Source organism: Mesorhizobium sp. M8A.F.Ca.ET.218.01.1.1 (genome assembly GCF_004791165.1).
Classification (GTDB): Bacteria; Pseudomonadota; Alphaproteobacteria; order Rhizobiales; family Rhizobiaceae; genus Mesorhizobium.
In genome coordinates this window covers 1-1,978 of sequence record NZ_SRUZ01000026.1, presented here as the reverse complement: position 1 = coordinate 1,978, position 1,978 = coordinate 1, and the positions used below count along the sequence as shown (strand labels likewise).

At 60.0% G+C, this 1,978-nt stretch carries 1 protein-coding gene; it reads right to left on the bottom strand.

The window, feature by feature from the left end:
* A partial coding sequence (locus EN861_RS34210; protein ID WP_135867832.1) for a SpvB/TcaC N-terminal domain-containing protein occupies positions 1–1,365 on the bottom strand: 1,365 nt, incomplete at its 3' end.
* Positions 1,366–1,978 lie beyond the last annotated feature (613 nt).

The window sequence follows — 1,978 nt, the reverse complement described above, 5'->3', positions numbered from 1 at the left end:
CACCGTCGCATACACGCCATCTGTGTTCTGATAGGCCATCTGGCCGATGATCTTGGAGGTGCCGCCGGTGATGGTGCCATCGGCGGTGCCGGTGGCATCGGTGCCGTAGCGGGTGACCTGGGTCAGCCGCGAGGTGTTGGAGAACGGCGCCTGGTCATAGGTCAGCTTGTAGGCGCCGCGCACGGCGCCCGAGACTAAGACACCGATCGTCTTGATGCGCTGGCTGGTCTCGGAAATGTCGCGGCCATTGCCCATCAGGATCAGGTCCGGACGGGTCTCGTAGTAGAATTTTACCACCGTGCCGTTGTAGCTGACGGCATCGGGATAGCAGACCGGGCTCGCCGGACAGGTGTAGCTGTAGGTGACCGTGTTCCCATTGGTATCGGCGACCGAGGTGAGCAGCCAGCGGTAGCTCATGGCAAGATCATAGGCCGGCGTGCCGGCGGTTGGCGTCAGATTGGCAACAGCGGCCACAGAGCGGAAGGTCGAGACGGTGCCATCCCTGTCGGTCACCTTCCATTCGTTGGTGGTGCCGTTCAGCTCAATGCGGCGATAGCTCTCGTTCTCCGTCGCATGCGTGCCGCCGGTCGAACAAGATGGCGAGACCATGCCGGCAACGCAGGTGACCATGGCCTGGCCATCGAGCAGGTAGATGTCGTTGGCATCGTATGCCGGCATGCCGTAACCGGGTGTCGCCCGCTCAATGACATCGAAACCGTCGAGGCCCCAGGCATAGCCCAGCCAGCCCTGATAGAGACCGCCGAGCTTGGTCTTGCGCGAGGAATTGTAGTTGAGGGCAATCTGCGGCTCGATGCCATGGAAGGCCGGCACGTCGATGGCGATCGAATAGCCGAGATTGCCATTGCCGGCAGCCTTGGGAAGGTCGACCTTCGGCGTGCCGACTGCCTCGGGATCGCCGCTGGTCGTGGTTGTCGTTGTGGCAGCCGCCGTTGCCGCGGCAGGTTCCTCGGGCGCGGCTTGCGTATCGGTTGTCTTCGCCGCTGTGCCAGCCTTGGCATCCGTCGTCTTCGCGCTCGTGGACTTGCCGTCGGCCGGCTTGGCGCCAACCTTGGCAGCCGCATCGGGACTGTCGGTCCCTGATGCGCCATCCGAGCCGGTTGAAGGCGTCTGCGCCGACGTCGAGCCAGAGGGCGTCGTGCTGCCCGCCGCCTGCCCGCCCGAGCCAAGTGCCGCCCCGCCGTTGCTGAAGCCGCCGGTAGAAGTTCCTGTATCGGCAGAAGAGCCTTGGCTTTCCTGCGCGACGGCTGCTATGACTGCACTTCCGCTAATATAGCCGACAACAGAAATATCCGCGCCGACGACACTCGCGGCAAGCACTGCCGCGCCAACAAGCAACCGGTTCATGATTCCCCCAAGCCAAGTTGCTTATCGATACTCGCCTTTCATTTTCTGGATACGACACAGCCCCGCCACACAAGAGTTGTCCACAACTATATTTCCAGCGGAAAGAGTATTCTACCTGCTGTCCCGTGGCACCTCTCAACGGAACACCCGCGGCAAATTCCGCCAAGCCCGCGTCGTCCGGTCTCGCCGAATACCCTAGCTATTTCGAATGCCCATCTTGCCCAATGGTATTTACAACGCGGAACGCCTAGAACTGCCACTAGAGCTATGACCGGAGCAGGTCTCTGATGGAGTCTTAGAAACGCTCCATGACGAGGAGCCCCAGCATCGAGCAGAACCTAACAGGCTGTTGAAAACCTGTTTTGTTCACGGAACGTATCAGAATCAGACCGAGCACAAATCAGAGTCAAAACAGGCATCTCCGAGACTTCTTCAACAATCTGCTAACGTGCTCGAACTGCCACCCAAGTGGATATAAAACGGACCTCCAAGTCTTTATGCTAAATCGGGACACTTTCGGGAATCCCAAGCAGTGACGTTGTTTCTGACAAAAGCTTCCCCGTTAGCAGACGATCTCTACAACAGCGCTGTATTGGCGGTAGCCCTCTCCCGC